Origin of the sequence: Allostigmatella hybrida, from assembly GCF_020103775.1 — a bacterium.
In the GTDB taxonomy this organism is placed as follows: Bacteria; Myxococcota; Myxococcia; order Myxococcales; family Myxococcaceae; genus Hyalangium; species Hyalangium aurantiaca.
Genome location: NZ_JAHXBH010000001.1, coordinates 47,991 through 61,872, shown reverse-complemented (window position 1 = coordinate 61,872; position 13,882 = coordinate 47,991). Strand labels below are relative to the sequence as shown.

Genomic DNA, 13,882 nt, shown 5'->3' with positions numbered 1-13,882 from the left:
CCGCGTCAGGGAATGAGGACGGGCACGTGCATGCCCTTGCCGTCATAGGCCGTGGCGCCACAGGTGGCGCGGGACCAGTCCCCATTCACCGCCGAGCAGATGCGGAACGTGCTGATGTTGGACAGCGGCACGTCGATGCCCGGCGTGGTGCACCGGCCGCTGTACGTCCAGGCCAGGGACTTGTTGATGGTGTTGACGCCGATGCAGGGGCCGATCCACGCCCCCGTGTCGCGGCGCTGCACATCCACGGAGTACTGCGCCCCGGTCTGCTTCTCGTTCCACGTCAGGTCCACGAACGCGGGGGCGCCCCCGGGCAGGGACACGAGGACGTCGTCGGAGATGCCGTCATAGGCCGCCTCCGCGAAGGGGCCCCAGACGCCGTTGTTCGCGTAGAAGATGCGCATGGCGGCGATGTCGCCCTTGTTCACCATGCGGTTGCTCGCGCTGAAGCACACCCCGTCGAAGGTGACCTTGTTCGCGGTGCCCAGCCGGTTCACGTCCAGGCAGGGGCCCACCACCGAGCCGTCACGCAGGACGAGATCCAACGAGTAGCTGTACCCCGCCTTGTGCGGCCAGCGCACGGTGACCTGGTTGAGCGAGTGCATCGTGCCATCCGGCTTGAAGCCGACCTTCTGCTTGTAGGTGCTGCGCGAGGTGAAGGTGCCCGCGGGCTGGAAGACGCCCACGTGGAAGAAGTTGAAGTACTCGCCGCGCCGCTCGACGATGGCGTTGTGGCCGTGGCTCTGGATGAGCTGGCCAGAGGCGTTGCGCATGGCCTGCGAGAGCCGCCGCACCGCGCGCGCCCGGGTGAGCTGCGGCAGCGAGTCCGCCATGATGTAGCTCATGGCGTACTGGCTGTTGTACCAGCCGTGGCTGAAGAGCAGGTAGTAGATGCCGTTGCGCTGGATGATCTCCGGGGCCTCGTTGATGCCCTCCTCCATCGCGGGCAGCGCGTTCAGCGCGGGGCCGGTGACGTTGTAGACGGTGCCCGGCGCGGCGGTGTTGAACGCGGAGATGTTGTTGCCCCGGTCGAACCACACGTAGAAGAACCAGCGGCCCGTCGGGTCGTTGTACGTGGCCGCGTCGATGCGCACGGTCCGGTTGCAGCCCTCCGCCACGCACCCGGTGGTGATGAGGCTGCGCGGATAAGGGGTGCCCGGGTTGATGGGCTGGGGCACGCCGAAGCGCAGGTTCAGGTCGGGCGCCGAGGCCGAGAAGGTCGTCACCTCCAGCCCCGCCGCCGGGCACGCCGCGCCGTTGGCCACGCGCTGGCCCGAGAAGGTCAGGATGTACGCCCCGTTGGACTTGTTGAGGTCCGGTGCCCAGAGCAGGCAGTAGTCGTAGACGGGGTCGACCACCGACGGGTTGTAGCCCAGCTTGAAACGGAAGGCCGTCAGGTCATTCGTCTCGTAGATGGGGATGGACCGGGAGTCGCCCGTGCCCGTGAGGAAGAACAGGTCATCGTTCTCCTTGTAGACCTCTGGGTCGGCCAGGCCCGCCTGCACGAGCGTGCGCTCCCAGCCACTGGGCGCCAGCGCGGCCTCCACCACCGGAGGGGCGGGCTCTGCCGGAGCGGGCTCCAGGGGCTCCTCGGCCCCCGCGCACCCCAGGAGCGCCGTGAGCGCGAAGAAGGAAAGGGACTGCCACGACCGTCTCGAATGCATTCGACGTCTCCCACGCCGCGACACAACAGAGGTTCCGGCGAACCCCTATCAAATCACGATTTCACGTGAATCGACGCCTAATCGGAATGACGCTCAAACCGCCTTCTTGCGGGCCTTCTTCGCGGCGGGGGGCTTCGCGGCCTTCTTCGCGGGGGCGGGCTTCTTCACGAGCTGGCGCCGCGTCTTGAGCTCGCGGATGCACCGCTCCCCCACGCGCTGGGTGAGCACCTTGTTCAGGGAGGAGCCCACCGCGATGCCCACCAGCGGCAGCGCGCGCAGGAGCCCCTTGGAGACCTTGAAGAGCGCGAGCTTCGCCATCACGCTCACCAGCAGCTTGGACACCTGGCGCGGCGTGTAGCGCCAGACGGCGACGCCCTCGGCCTGGGCCACGTCCATGAAGAAGTTGCCCCCGCTCTTGGCGTCATACGCGCTCACGGAGGCCAGCAGGAACGCCAGCTGGCGCTCGTCCTGACGGGTGATGTCAAAGCCGTACACGTGGCTGAGCACCAGCGCCATCTCCACCTCGTACTTGAGCATCAGCCCCATGTCCGCCAGGGCCCCGCCCGCCACGGCCAGCAGCGTCCCGGCCCCGGGAAACATCGCCGGGGCGGCCGTCAGGCCTCCGGTGATGGCCGTGCGCAGGGAGAAGTGCTGGACCACCGACTCGGCGGCCGCGTCGCGCGTGGCGGGCCCGTCTTCTCCCGCGCGCGCCTGGGCCCGGCGCAGGTGCTCCTGGGCCAGGGCCACCAGGCTGTCCGTGTCCGCGAGGATCCGCTCGACCGCCGTCAGCAACTGGCTTCCCTGACTCTGCTCCTCGGACTGCGGCATGGGGCCCCCTGGCGGGAAATCCCGGCGCGTGGGCTCCGGGAGTGCCAGGGACGCTTGTCGACATCGCCAGGGCTGTCAAGCCACGCCCCGGGCGCGGGGCTCAGCAGCCCGAGTACTCACACGCCTGAACCGCGCACCCCGGGGGAATCTTCACCCCGGCCTCTTCCTTGGCCTTGCCGCAAGCCTTCGCACAGCCCTCCAGGAGCGAGGCGCTGCCCCGGCCCCCGGAGGTGTACGGGCACATCCCCGCGCCCGTCTTGGACACCGAACAGGCCGCCCGGCACTGCGTGTCGAACGCGCTCCCGGCCACGTCCTCTTCGCCAGGAAACGCGCCGTCCGCGGGAGCCCACGCGGCCAGGGCCTCGCCACACCCCGGCAGGAGCAGGAGCAGGACGGCACAGGCCGGCAGCAGCAGTGAGCGTCGATTCATAGCGGAGCTCCAGCTCGAAAGCGGCAGGCGGGATGCCGTGCGCGGCCATGAGGTAAGGAGTGCTGGCCCTGGCGGGAGGGGGCCCCCGACCCCAGGACGTGGCATGTGCCGGCTCCCGGGCTTTTGCGCCGGAGCGTCTGACCCTTGCATCGTCAACGGCTGACTCAGCGTGTCATGCCCCGGGCCCCGGTGCGTCCCCTCGCCCGGAGGCACGAGGCAGCTTCTTGCCAGGGCCCCGGCAGGGGGCCATTGTGCCCGGCCCCAGGAGAAGACATGACCTCTGCCCGACTCGCCGCACTGCTCGTCTCTGGAGGACTCTGTGCTGCCACCCCCGCGCTGGCCCAGTCCCCCGCCGCTGGAGAAGTCACCGCGCCGGTAGCCACACCGCTTCCGCCCCCTGCCCCAGCGGACGCACCGCCGCCCCCGCCGCCGCCCGCGCCCCCCGCCGCCCCCGCGGGCGAGGAGAACATCTTCCGCTTCTACGGCACCTTCAACCCGCGGATCATCGCCGCCTCGGGCGCGGTGGAGTCCTACAGCCAGCCGAACGCCTCGGCCATCACCGCCGCGGGCAACCCCGTCTTCTCCAACCTGCCGGACCGCTCCCGCTTCAGCTTCCAGGTGGCGCAGTCCCGCGTCGGCTTCTGGCTCAACGAGAAGGGCCAGGCGCGCGCGCAGCTCGAGCTCGACTTCGTCGACTTCACCAAGGCCACGCCCACCGTCGCCAGCCTGCCGCGCGTGCGCATCGCCCACGTGGATTATGTCTTCCATCCCGGCCACACCCTGTCGCTGGGCCAGGACTGGGATCTGCACGCGCCCCTCAACCCGCACGGCATCAACCTGGTGGGCGCCCTCTTCGTGGGCGGTAACTCCGCCTTCATGCGCCAGCAGCTGAAGTACCTCTACAGCAACCCGGCGCTGGAGCTGGGCGTGGCGCTCGGCTTCCCCACGCCCAACAACACCGCCAAGGACGCGGCGTTCGAGCTGGGCTTCCTGCCCACCTTCGCGGCGCGCGGCGCCTACAAGTTCGGCAAGAGCCGGGTGGGCGCCTCGGCCATCGCCACGCGGCTGCCCTTCAACCTGGAGACGCCGGACGAGACGTTCCGTACCGCCTTCGCCGCCGCGGCCTTCACCGAGCTGGCGCCCACCCCGGACACCAACGTGCGCGTGGAGGTCAACTACGGCCAGAACTCCGCCAACCTGGGCCTGCTGACCCTGGCCACCGGCCGCGCCACCGATGACCTGCAGGAAGTGGGCGGCTTCATCTCCGTGCGCCAGAGCCTGACGCCCAAGCACGCCGTCTACGGCATGGGCGGCTACCAGAAGGTGCTGGACTCCGAGAAGGTGCTGCCCAGCTACGGCTACGGCACCCCGCCGGCCAACGGCGAGGCGCCCGCCTTCAGCAGCGCGGCCCTCTCCGGCACCGGCCCGGGCATGCTGCACAACGGCTCGGTGCGCGTGGGCTACGAGTTCCGGCACTCCCGCCAGCTCGCGCTGGTGCTGGAGGGCTTCCTCTTCCACTCGCACTTCCGGCTCCAGGCGCTGGATGTGCCCCGCGCCGAGCCGGTGCGCACCACGCTGGGCATCGAGACGGGCGCGCTGCTGACTTTCTAAAGCCCCTTCGGGGTGGTGAGCCAGGGCATCTTCCTTCCGGGGAAGGTGCCCTGTGTCTTTACGGGCCCTGGGGCGTGCCGCACTCCGAGCAGAAGCGGGCCTGGGGCTTCAGCGCCACGCCGCACTCCGTGCAGTTCACCTTGGCGGCCGCCAGGGGCTTGCCGCACTCCGAGCAGAACTTGCCGCCCGAGATTCGCGCCTGGCAATGCGGACAGGCGGAGACCGCCGCCGAGCGCGGGGCCTTCATGTCCAGCGACGCCACCTGGTCCACCTTGCGCGCCTTGTCCCAGGCCTGCTCCACCGCCACCCGGGCTTGGATGTGCGCGGCCTCCTCCTGGAGGTCCGGCGCGCAGTCCTCACACAGCTCCCGCGCCTCGTTCCAGCACGCCTGGGGGCACACCCAATGTCCGCAACGCGAGCAGTGCCGGAAGTGCTGCTTCGCCTCGGCCACCGCCTCGCCGTAGGCCTCGTCCCACGCGCTGCCCCGCAGGGCGTCCTTCACGTGCTGCCCAGCGTAGGCGGCGCGCGACAGGGTGCCTCCGAAGAGCGAGCCCGCCGCCTTGAGCAGGCCCGTGGCCATGCCCACCTTGCTGGCGATGAAGGGCGACATGTGGCCATTGCGGCACTTGTCGCACTGGAACTCGAACTGGAACCCGAAGTTGTTGGAGCGGTCGGTGTAGTTGCGGGTGAAAGGAATTATCGCCATGGCGCGCGAACCTCAGGGGCGTCGAAGCGCCCCCCACGTTAACACGTCCCCGGCCGCTCAGAGATCCGAGGCGGGCATGAAGAGCACCCGGCCACCCGAGCGCCGCTGAGCAGCATGGGCATCCCGGCACTTCATGGGAGGAGGCTGCCGGTCGGGAGGAATGCCCTCCAGCCAGACGCGGCAGAGCCCGGGGGGCGGGAGCCGGTCCGGCGGCACGCCGTGGAAGTCCACCGGGCCATAGTCCGTCGCCGCCACCTCGCCGGTCTGAAAGGACCGGGGCGAGTGGGCTTTGATCACCAGGCCTCCCGAGGACCGGGCCGTCCGGTGCGCGTAACCACAGCTCATCGCAGCGGGCTGCCGGTCCGGAGGAAGGCCCGTGTACCAGATGCGGCACAGGCCCTTGGGTGGAACGCGGTCAGGTGGGACGCTGAAGGTGGACGTGGGGGGAGGCGGCGGAGGCCGGTGCGGTGGGGGCCGGTGAGGAGGCGGAGGAGGGGGTGGGCGATGCGTGCGTGAGCCCTCCCTCGGGTCCGGCTCCGCCCGGGCCACACTGGCACCGCCGGAGAGCGAGAACAGCACCACGGCCAGTACCGCACTGCCACCCTTCAGGACGCGCGAACGGGGGATGAACATGCCACCGCAGACGGCGCTCCGGCTCCTCGTATTCTACGGAACCGGGACGCCTGCCATGCGGGGCAGTCCCCGGGGCTCAGAGGCCGTCGGGGTAGCACCACCCGTAGGTGCGGTCGTAGCCGCCCCCGGTGAGCGGATAACTGACGTAGCCCAGCTCCTCGCCCGGGCCACAGTCCGACCGGGCGCGCGCGTAGCGGTAGCAGAGCGCAGGCGCACCGCCTCCCAGGTCGGCGCAGATGCCGCGCGCGCCCTCCACGCCACAGAACTCGGCGAAGCTGTCGGTGCACGTCTGACCGATGAGGGCCGCGTCGAACGCGAAGCCGATGGGCTCCAGGACCGACTGCTCGATGCACAGGCCGTAGACGCCGCAGAGGGTGCCGCCTGGGCACCCGGGCACGGCGGCCAGCGGATCGCACACCTTCAGGCACTGGCCCGCGTCCGTGAACCGCTTCGAGCACGCATAGCCCTGCGCACAGTCCGTCGTGGCCAGCCCCTCAGCGCTCGCGGGCGGCGTGGAGGTACACGCCTCGCCTTGGGTCTTGGTGCCCAGCGAGTTCTCCAGCGTGCCGTCGTTCGCCGCGTAGCTCACGGCCACACAGGTCTGGCCGGGCAGGCTCGCGGTGGGCGAGCCCTGGCGGGGATCGCACCCGCCCGGGCGCACCGTGCTCCACTCCGCGCGGCGGATCCACTTGCACTCGCCCCCAGCTACCACCGCGCTGCCCCGGTACGGCGCGCTGAGCGGCGCCGCGTTCACCGACTCGCGCAGCGTCACGTTTTCAATGACACCCTGCACCTGCTCCAGCGACACCTGATTCACCACGGTCAGCGTGCCCGAGACCGCGACGAACAGCTTCTGCCCCGCGCCCGCGTCCTGATAGCCATACACACACTGCTCACACGTGAAGAGGTTGGAGCCTCCCGTGGCCAGGTCATACGCGCCCGGCACCGTGCTCGCATCCAACCGGATGAAGGCGGTGTCCACTACCGCCGGATCCCCAAACGCGCCAAACGTGCCCTGGAAGGTCGGCTGGCCCCCGTACTTCACGGGAGAGATCTGAATGCCATTGGCCAGCGTCCCCAGCGTGATTTCCGTACACCCCTCGGGCAGGGTGGGCTCCGGGTTCTCCACCTCAGGAGGCTTGGGCTCGTCGGAGGAACAGCCCATCAACATCAACACCATCCCCACCAACACGCTCCACCGCCCCGCACGCAGCACGCGGCTTCCGATGCTTCGAATCACCATATCGTTCTCTCAACCCTCTCATCCCGTCTTCTTCCAGACGGTACCGTACTTCTTGCGGTACTTGAGGTCTTCCTCGGTCTCGATAAGCCGCAGGGCCAGCTCCCGGATGCCGGGCTCCTGGGTGGCGTCATACACGTCGCGCAGGCTCTGGGAGATGTCATAGCGGATCAGCGTGCAGTTCTTTTCCGGGGCGCATTCGCCGAACCGGCGCTCCAGCGCCGCGAGGAGGCGCTTGCGCTGCGCCGGTCCCGCCGCGCCCACCTTCCACAGCGACTGGAGGCAATGCCGGGCCGTGACGAAGCGCTCGTCCCGCGTCACCGCGAACAGGGCGTCGAAGCCCTTGAGCATCCGCTTCTTCGGATCGCTCTTGGCCAGATTGCACAGCACCTGGACGGCGATGGCGCGGTGGTGGTTGTCCTTATGGGTCAGGTTCTGGAGCAGCTCCTCCCAGACGTCATAGGCCCAGTCCACGGGCTGCGCCGTGGCCTGCATCACGTCTACGAACGCCCGGTGCTGCACCTGCCGGTCCGTGGACCAGAGTTTCTCGAAGTTCGAGGGCGTGGCGTCCTGGGCGGGACTGGTTTGCGCCAGCCACTGCCGGACGAGGGCCACCAGGGCCGCCTTGTGCGCCCAGATGTCCTTCATGCCGGGGAAGGTGGCCACGGCCCGGTCCGGGGCGGCCCACTTCAGCAGGCCGGAGGGATCGTCGATTTTCAGCGGCCTGGCATCGGCCTTCACCTTGGCCCCCGTGTGGAAGACGACCTGGACGGCCTTCGGCGGGTGCAGCTTGAGGGTGGCGAAGTGCTCCTGGGTGAGAAAGCTGGGAGCGTTCCACTTGATGGCCTCGCCGATTTGCTTGTCGGCGCCCCGGATGATGGCCCGGACGGCTTCAATCTCCGCCTTCAGAGGATGATCGAGGCCCGCCAGGAAGGCGTCGACGCTGTTCTGGGGCTGACCGCGCGGGGCCTTCGGCGGCTTGGGCTTCGGTGACTTGGGCTTCATGACGGGCGTTCTACCCCGCCCCCGCTCCGCCATGTCAAAGCGGCCCGTTGACATGTCAGCGGTGCCCTTGGACACGCACGCTCCGGACTCCGTCCTCGCGCAGCGCTTGGCCAAACATAGGCACGGCTGTTGCTGAGTCTGGGGGTGCCCCCACCAGGAACCCCGATGAAACCCTTCCCCTCCCCACCGTTACAGCCCCGTCGAATGTCCTTTCTCGCTTTCGGCACCTTGCTGGCGGTGCTGCAAGCCCAGCCAGGTTTCGCCCAGAGCCCAGCACCCACCCCACCCGCCGCGCCAGCACCCAAGCCGAGCGCCCTCAACAACGGCAGCCCGGAGGAGGCTTCCAAGTACTACAAGGAGCTCGCCGGGAAGCTGGGGATGCTCACCCCCGCGACCATCGAGACGCAGGCCTCCGTGAAGGTGCTGCTGGACTATCTCGGGTATCCAGCCCTCACCCCCGACGAGCTTGAGTTCGCCACGCCCGAGGCGTTGATGGCGGCGCCTGTTCAGAAGCCCATCACCGCCCCGCTACCCCTGGCTCCCGGGAGCAAGGTGTCGCTTCAGGCGGATACGGGCTCGTTCTTCGCCCGCTGCAACAATTGCCAGCAGACCGCAAGCACGGGCATCGTGGACACGATCACCACCCACATCAACAACGCGGACACCGCAACCTACGGGCAGTTCGAGGTGGTGGACGCAGGCAATGGCCAGATCGCCCTCAAGGCAGACACGGGCAAATTCGTGGCCCGGTGCAACAACTGCATCACCGGGGGCCGCTATCCGGACTTCGCCACGGTCCACGCCACCGACCCGTCCGCGGGGTTCGCCAAGTTCACCCCGGAGTTGCTGCCGAACGGCAAGCTTGCCCTCAAGGCGGACACGGGCAAGTACCTGAACCGGTGCCGGCTCTGCTCTTCCGGCGCCGCTGTCTCCGACACGGTCACCGTCAACGCCACCCTGCCCAAGACCGACACCACGGCCCAGTGGACCGTCGTCACGCGCAGGCCCGCGCCCGCCCCGGCGCCTGTTCCGGCCCCGCGCCCCGGGGAGATTCTCGTCTCGCGCTTCTTCGCCCCCAAGATCGTCAACTACGCCGTGGCGCCCGAGCAGCGGGAGATCGGCTGGCGCCGGCTGGTGCGCCTCAACGCCCGCCCTGGCTCCGAGGCACAGAAACACTTCGTGGAGAGCGCCTGGATTCTCTTCAACCACTTCACGAAGCCGCCCACCCACAGCCCCTTTGGCGGCAGCCTCACCCCCACCCAGGAGGTGAAGCCCTCCCCCTGGGGAGACGTGACGGTCACCGTGCCGGCCTCGAAGAAGAACGGCTCCGTCAACACGCAGGTGGCCCTCGTCACGAACTGCCCCTCGAGCAATCCCACATGCAAGGATCTGGCGCTCAACAGCATCTACTGGCTGGACTTCGGCGCCACGGAGATGGGCTCCAAGCTCTCCTACCAGCTCGACGCCTTCTTCGATGCGGGCGCCCTGCCCGGCAACGGCCAGGCCCCCTACTTCGTCCCCAACGGGTGTGACACCTGCCATGGCGCGCTGCGTGGCAATGCCGTGCTCAACCACCTGGACACGGACCACTGGATGGACCGGCTCACGGACGGAGACTTCCCCGCCCTGGCCAAGCCCGATGCCCCCGCACCGCTCTTCGACGCGGGCAAGGATCCGAAGAGCCCGCAGTACGTGGCGGCCTTCAACATCCTGCGCCGGCTGAACCAGGAGATCGCCACCACACAGCAGCGGACGAACCCGGGCGCCTTCCACCTGACCGCCACCCAGAAGTGGCTGGAGCTGCACAAGACGTCGGCCGCGCCGGAGCCGGACCTCGTCAAGCGCTCCATCTCCTTCTTCAACACCGGCCACCCGCTCAAGAAGGACCGCAAGCCCACCACTGGCCCCCTGAACTGGACCCCCAACGCCGAGGACCGGGAGCTGCTGGGGCTGATGAACAAGTATTGCTACCGCTGCCACGGCGCCATCCGCTTCGACCTCTACAGCAAGGACATGGTCGCGGACCAGAGCAGCCCCATCCTCGACCGCGTGGACCCCAATCCCACACAGCAAAAGATCCTCGGCTTCCGGATGCCCGCCGACCGGGAGATGCCGGCCAAGGACAAGCAGCGCCTGCTGGAGCTCGTTGAAAAGCTTTACGACCAGACCCACTAATCCCCGGAGAGACGTGTCATGCCCAAGTTCTTCCGAATCCACCCCGCCGTGGGCGTTGCCCGCGTGGGCAATTCCCCCGATGAGTTCTTCATGGGCCCCGAGCACCCCGGGGAGCCCCCCAACTTCGACCTCGCCCAGAAGAAGTTCCTGCCGTTCAAGGACAGCCAGGGCCGCATCAAGCGGCAGGCGGCCCGCTTCCGCATCTTCGAGTACGAGCAGAAGGACGGCGCGATCGTCCCCGTGCGCGAGGTGACGGCGGGCACGAATGGCGTTGTCAGCATCCAGTGGAAGGTCCACCTGGCCAACCGCAAGGCGGCCTTCTTCACCTTCGACGGCCAGGACGGCGTGGACGGCATCTGGAAGGGCGCGGAGCCCGAGGAGGGCAAGCCGCGGGTCAACCTGCGCAACGCCCATGTCCAGGGTGCCGCCGAGCGCGAGCGCCAGCTCGTCATCGATCCGGGGCCCAAGACGGTCTCGGGCCGCAGCCAGCCCCCCGTGCCCCTCACCCACACCAAGAGCCACATTCCCATCCCCACGCTGGGCGAGCTGCGCACGGACGAGAACGGAAACCTGCTCGTGCTGGGCGGCCTGGGACGCGCCGAGAAGCTTCCGCAGGGCAAGCTCATCGACAACTACGTGAACAACGACTTCTGGTTCGATGACATGTCGGACGGCCCCGTGAGCGCCGAGGTCACCTACACCGAGGCCGGGAAGACCCAGAAGGCGGTGCTGGAGGGGGCCACCGGAGCCTGGCTGCTGGTGGGCCCGCCGGACTTCGCGCCCTCGGCGAGCAACGTCATCCGCCTCATCGACACGCTATGGGATGTGGCGGTGCGCTTCCCCGAGGTGCCGCTGTTCGGCACCGACGGCCTCTTCTCCCAGGGCCTGTTCTCCCGGCTCGCCAAGCAGCGCAAGGACTGGGATGAGGCGGCCAAGTCCTTCAAGACGTACCTGCCCTCCTTCCGGCAGGAGATTTTCCCCATTCTGGACCGCGCCCTGCAGCACCGGCAGGTGCACAACCCCGAGGCCTCCAAGGCGTTCCATGGAAGCTTCGCGGGCGCGGAAGGGGATCTGGGCTCGCTGAGTTCCTCCAAGGGCAAGCGCCTGCGAAAAACCATCTTCAATTACCTGCGTGACCCGTCCAGCACCACCGTCGAGCCCCTGCTGATGCCCAAGGGGCTGGGCGACAACTACTCGGACACGGAGGGACCCCGGCCGGGCTACTTCATGACCCTCACGCATGTGCAGTACGCGCTGCTCAAGCGGTGGTCCGAGGGGGCGTTCGAGGAGGACTGGAACGAGGCGGCGGCCCGGGCGATTGATCCGGCCATCACCGCCGAGGGCTTGGACCGGGCCGCGCTGGAGAACTGCGTGGGCGGCCCCTTCTTCCCCGGCATCGACTGCAGCTGGATGGTGCGCCGGCCCGAGCTGTACGCGGCGCCCTTCCGGGTGAAGCACTCGGGGGTAGCCTTCCCTGGCACGGCCAAGCTTCCCATCGGCCCGGGGTTCTTCTCCCAGCAGATGGCGCTGCCCTGGCAGGCGGACTTCTACCAGTGCAAGAAGCAGCTCTTCCCGCCCAAGGGGCACGCCTACGAGGGCGAGGGCATGTACCACATGTGGTGGTCCGCTCACCGGCCGGATGACGTCTACGCGAAAAAGGGAGACTTCCAGCTCCTGCCCTGGACGCGTGAGCTGGACGTGGTGGCCGAGGCCGAGGCGAAGAAGCCGCAGTTCCAGAGCATCGCGACCGAGGACGTGCCCGCCATCGACCTGGCCATGTACGTCCAGATGCAGAAGAACTGGCCCCAGCTCGGCTTCGTCATCAGCGAGGGCGAGCTGCACTTCGAGACCCAGGAGCGCAGCCCTCCGCCCACCCCGGGCTCGAACCTGCGCTACGCGACGAAGATCAAGCTGAAGTCATGGAAGACCGACTACCTGCACCGGCCCGACGCGGCCTCGGGAGTCACCACGCTGGGCGAGGGCAAGGGCACGGAGTGGTCCGTCGAGTGGGTGAGCGAGAGCAAGCTCCGGCTGAAGTCGTGGAAGGGCGACTACCTGCTGCGGGCCGAGACTCCCCAAGGGGTCACCACCGGCGCCGTGGGGGCCGCCAGTGAGTGGATCCTCGAGCTGCTCAACGGCCAGGTCGTCCTGAAGTCCTCCAGGGGCGATTGCCTGCACCGGCCCGACTCGGCCTCCGGCGTGACGACCTGGGGCGAGGGCATCGGCAACCTCTGGCAGGCCGAGATCCTGGAGTCCCGCCCGGCCTAGAACCGGGACAGGCTGTCCGCCCTCGGCTGAGCGCTCCTTACTCCAAGGCAGCGCTCAGCCGGCGGCGCCAGAAGTCTTCCCGGGCCCAGCGCTGCTCCTGGGCATAATGGGCCCGGCGCGCGGAGAGGTAGCGGAAGAACTCCGCGTCCCGCTGCTGGGCGTAGTGCTTCAGCGCCGCTCCGTCTCCCCCCAGCGCGGCACACAGGGCCTGCGCGGCCTCGCGTCCGGTGCGCAGGCCCTTGAGGATGCCGCTCGACGAGAGGGGATCCCACATCGCCGCGGCGTCCCCCACGGCGGCCCAGTTCTCCCCCGCCGCGCGCTCCAGGCAGCTTGTCTCGCAGCGGCGGACGTACAGCCGCTTCACTTCGGGCAGGGCGCCCACCCGGGGGGCCAGGTGCTGGGTGGCCGAGAAGAGCGCGCTCCACCCTTCCGGCTTCCAGCATCCATGGCGCTCCAGCACATCCACGTCGCTCATCAGGGTGAGGATGAAGCGTCCCTGGGGCAGCGGCGCGGCGTACCACCAGCCCCAGCGCGTGGCCTCCACCACCAGGGATTGCTCCTGGAGGGCCAGGGGCCGGTCCACGATGGCCGACACGCTGCACAGCGCATCCCAGCTCAGGCGCCGCACCCCACAGTGGCGCGCCACCTGCGCCGAGCGCCCCGTCGCATCCACCAAGGCCTCGCAGCGCACCTCGCACGGCCCCTGAGGGGTGTTGACCTGAAGCCGCCACCCCGTCCCCTCCCGCGCCAGGTGGGTGAGACAGGTGCCTTGCCACAGGGGCACTTGGTGCGCCTGGGCATGCCGGGCCAACAGCGCGTCCAGGTGACGGCGCTCCACATGCCAGCCGCTGCCGTAGGGATTGGTGAGAAAGGAGTGGTGGTGCGGCTGTTCCGACCCCCAGGTGGCCTCCAGGCCGTGGGAGGCCAGGAAACCCTCTGTCTCCAGTGGAGCGGGCGCCAGCAGTTGCCGCAGCTCGGCATACGCCGCCGGGGAGAGCGTTTCCCCGGGGCGCCAGGTGGAATAATCGGTGCGCTCCAGCACACAGACGGACACGCCCGCCCGGACCAGGGTCAGCGCGGCGCTCAAGCCCGCCATGCCGCCTCCCACCACCACCACGGCATAGGAGGCCTGCGGGCTTCGCACCACGGGAGCGGACGGGGCGTCCGCGGAACTGGAGAGAGGGCCGGTCGTCATCAGCACCCTCCTGTGCAACGCGCATACCCAGCGGGGGCCTCCAGGGATTTCCCCCCACCGGCGCGAACAACGTGTCAGCCCAGGCGCCTGACGTGTCAGCCCGGGCTGGTTGTCACGCGCCTTCAGA

General features: G+C 69.0%; 11 protein-coding genes. 3 read left to right on the top strand and 8 right to left on the bottom strand.

The annotated features are described in order from the left end of the window. Window positions 1-5: 5 nt before the first annotated feature. The 3 genes from KY661_RS00245 to KY661_RS00235 all read right to left on the bottom strand — a co-directional run bounded on the left by KY661_RS00245 (window position 6) and on the right by KY661_RS00235 (window position 2,922). Window positions 6-1,664: a family 43 glycosylhydrolase gene (locus KY661_RS00245; RefSeq protein WP_225408256.1), complete on the bottom strand. Its 1,659-nt coding sequence runs from the start codon at window positions 1,662-1,664 to the stop codon at window positions 6-8. Between the two features lie 93 nt (window positions 1,665-1,757). Next, window positions 1,758-2,492: an EcsC family protein gene (locus tag KY661_RS00240; RefSeq protein ID WP_225408255.1), complete on the bottom strand. Its 735-nt coding sequence runs from the start codon at window positions 2,490-2,492 to the stop codon at window positions 1,758-1,760. Window positions 2,493-2,592: 100 nt separating this feature from the next. Further along, window positions 2,593-2,922 carry a hypothetical protein gene (locus KY661_RS00235; RefSeq protein WP_225408254.1) on the bottom strand — a complete coding sequence of 110 codons (330 nt, stop codon included), beginning with the start codon at window positions 2,920-2,922 and terminating at the stop codon, window positions 2,593-2,595. Window positions 2,923-3,195: 273 nt separating this feature from the next. On the opposite strand from KY661_RS00235, the gene KY661_RS00230 reads away from it, so the two are divergent. Further along, entirely contained in the window at window positions 3,196-4,533 is a 1,338-nt protein-coding gene (locus KY661_RS00230) for a hypothetical protein (protein WP_225408253.1), read from the top strand. A 58-nt stretch (window positions 4,534-4,591) separates the two neighbouring features. Here the strand turns inward: KY661_RS00230 and KY661_RS00225 are convergent, their stop codons facing one another. The 4 genes from KY661_RS00225 to KY661_RS00210 all read right to left on the bottom strand — a co-directional run bounded on the left by KY661_RS00225 (window position 4,592) and on the right by KY661_RS00210 (window position 8,117). Beyond that, window positions 4,592-5,239, bottom strand: a complete 648-nt coding sequence (locus tag KY661_RS00225) for a zinc ribbon domain-containing protein (protein ID WP_225408252.1) — start codon at window positions 5,237-5,239, stop codon at window positions 4,592-4,594. Between the two features lie 57 nt (window positions 5,240-5,296). Beyond that, entirely contained in the window at window positions 5,297-5,872 is a 576-nt protein-coding gene (locus KY661_RS00220) for a hypothetical protein (RefSeq protein WP_225408251.1), read from the bottom strand. 76 nt (window positions 5,873-5,948) lie between these two features. Continuing rightward, a complete protein-coding gene (locus KY661_RS00215) occupies window positions 5,949-7,115 on the bottom strand; it encodes a hypothetical protein (RefSeq protein WP_225408250.1) in 1,167 nt (388 codons plus the stop codon). An 18-nt stretch (window positions 7,116-7,133) separates the two neighbouring features. Next, window positions 7,134-8,117, bottom strand: coding sequence for a DUF1801 domain-containing protein (locus KY661_RS00210; RefSeq protein ID WP_225408249.1), 984 nt, complete (start codon window positions 8,115-8,117; stop codon window positions 7,134-7,136). 204 nt (window positions 8,118-8,321) lie between these two features. On the opposite strand from KY661_RS00210, the gene KY661_RS00205 reads away from it, so the two are divergent. After that, a complete protein-coding gene (locus KY661_RS00205) occupies window positions 8,322-10,292 on the top strand; it encodes a fascin domain-containing protein (protein ID WP_225408248.1) in 1,971 nt (656 codons plus the stop codon). A gap of 18 nt (window positions 10,293-10,310) precedes the next feature. Next, window positions 10,311-12,560, top strand: a complete 2,250-nt coding sequence (locus KY661_RS00200; protein ID WP_225408247.1) for a LodA/GoxA family CTQ-dependent oxidase — start codon at window positions 10,311-10,313, stop codon at window positions 12,558-12,560. Window positions 12,561-12,597: 37 nt separating this feature from the next. Here KY661_RS00200 and KY661_RS00195 read toward each other — a convergent pair whose 3' ends face one another. Then, window positions 12,598-13,755, bottom strand: coding sequence for an NAD(P)/FAD-dependent oxidoreductase (locus KY661_RS00195; RefSeq protein ID WP_225408246.1), 1,158 nt, complete (start codon window positions 13,753-13,755; stop codon window positions 12,598-12,600). Between the last annotated feature and the right edge of the window lie 127 nt (window positions 13,756-13,882).

Excerpts from the sequence above, each read along its gene's own strand:
- KY661_RS00245 (WP_225408256.1), bottom strand. The coding sequence starts at position 1,664 with ATGCATTCGAGACGGTCGTGGCAGTCCCTTTCCTTCTTCGCGCTCACG.
- KY661_RS00240 (WP_225408255.1), bottom strand. The coding sequence starts at position 2,492 with ATGCCGCAGTCCGAGGAGCAGAGTCAGGGAAGCCAGTTGCTGACGGCG.
- KY661_RS00235 (WP_225408254.1), bottom strand. The coding sequence starts at position 2,922 with ATGAATCGACGCTCACTGCTGCTGCCGGCCTGTGCCGTCCTGCTCCTG.
- KY661_RS00230 (WP_225408253.1), top strand. The coding sequence starts at position 3,196 with ATGACCTCTGCCCGACTCGCCGCACTGCTCGTCTCTGGAGGACTCTGT.
- KY661_RS00225 (WP_225408252.1), bottom strand. The coding sequence starts at position 5,239 with ATGGCGATAATTCCTTTCACCCGCAACTACACCGACCGCTCCAACAAC.
- KY661_RS00220 (WP_225408251.1), bottom strand. The coding sequence starts at position 5,872 with ATGTTCATCCCCCGTTCGCGCGTCCTGAAGGGTGGCAGTGCGGTACTG.
- KY661_RS00215 (WP_225408250.1), bottom strand. The coding sequence starts at position 7,115 with ATGGTGATTCGAAGCATCGGAAGCCGCGTGCTGCGTGCGGGGCGGTGG.
- KY661_RS00210 (WP_225408249.1), bottom strand. The coding sequence starts at position 8,117 with ATGAAGCCCAAGTCACCGAAGCCCAAGCCGCCGAAGGCCCCGCGCGGT.
- KY661_RS00205 (WP_225408248.1), top strand. The coding sequence starts at position 8,322 with ATGTCCTTTCTCGCTTTCGGCACCTTGCTGGCGGTGCTGCAAGCCCAG.
- KY661_RS00200 (WP_225408247.1), top strand. The coding sequence starts at position 10,311 with ATGCCCAAGTTCTTCCGAATCCACCCCGCCGTGGGCGTTGCCCGCGTG.
- KY661_RS00195 (WP_225408246.1), bottom strand. The coding sequence starts at position 13,755 with ATGACGACCGGCCCTCTCTCCAGTTCCGCGGACGCCCCGTCCGCTCCC.